Genomic DNA, 820 nt, shown 5'->3' on the forward strand with positions numbered 1-820 from the left:
AGAAGAAGAAAAGAAAAGGATAAAACAATTAAAGTCTTTTGTAAATAAGCACTTTAAAGAAATGGAAATTTCACACTTTGAACGCTTATTTGATAAGATTGACGATAGTTTAAAAGGGCAATTTAATCTTCAGTATCGCATGCATCCTGATATAAATGAGGTTATTAAGCAGTTTTATATAACAGATGGTGGATTAGAGTGTGGTTTAATTTCGCCTATAGATTTAGGAGTTGATGATCCGGATATGACTAATTCAGCGTCTCGTTTTCATGGTATTGAGATTGATGATTTTATATCAAAAGATAATCATGTGATCTGGATTGAAACAAATTCGCCAGAACTGCTGGATGGCACTTCAAGAATAAATTATGGAGAAGTAGATGCAATTAGAGGTATTTTAACAAAATTTCAACAATCTGAAAGTTTTCAATCATATCAATCAACTTGGAAAAACCCTGAAGATCAACAAATAGGATTGATTAGTTTTTATGGAAAGCAAATAAAATTGTTAACAAACCTGGGCAAAGAGTTCAAGGATATTCCTATACGAGTTAGTACAGTGGACCGTTTTCAAGGTATGGAACGAAATATAATAATTGTTTCGATGGTTCGAAGTAATCGTATAGCAGCTGACCCAAAACAAAAACCGGATATAAATCTATATGGTGAATTAGGTTTCCCTGAACAAAAGGATTTAGGGTTTGCCAAATCTCCTAATCGTTTAAACGTTGCACTGTCTCGTGCAAAGAGACTACTGATTATTGTTGGTAATAGCGAGCTTTTTAGGCAAAAGGAAATATACAATAATGTATATAACACA

Annotated in this window: 1 protein-coding gene; it reads left to right on the forward strand. The window is 32.7% G+C overall.

Annotated features, from left to right (window positions below; all coding sequences use genetic code 11):
* On the forward strand, positions 1-820 hold an 820-nt coding region (locus ACFQ2O_RS21920; RefSeq protein WP_377533098.1), incomplete at both ends, for an AAA domain-containing protein.

It is taken from the genome of Pontibacter rugosus, assembly GCF_042678745.1.
GTDB lineage: Bacteria > Bacteroidota > Bacteroidia > Cytophagales > Hymenobacteraceae > Pontibacter > Pontibacter rugosus.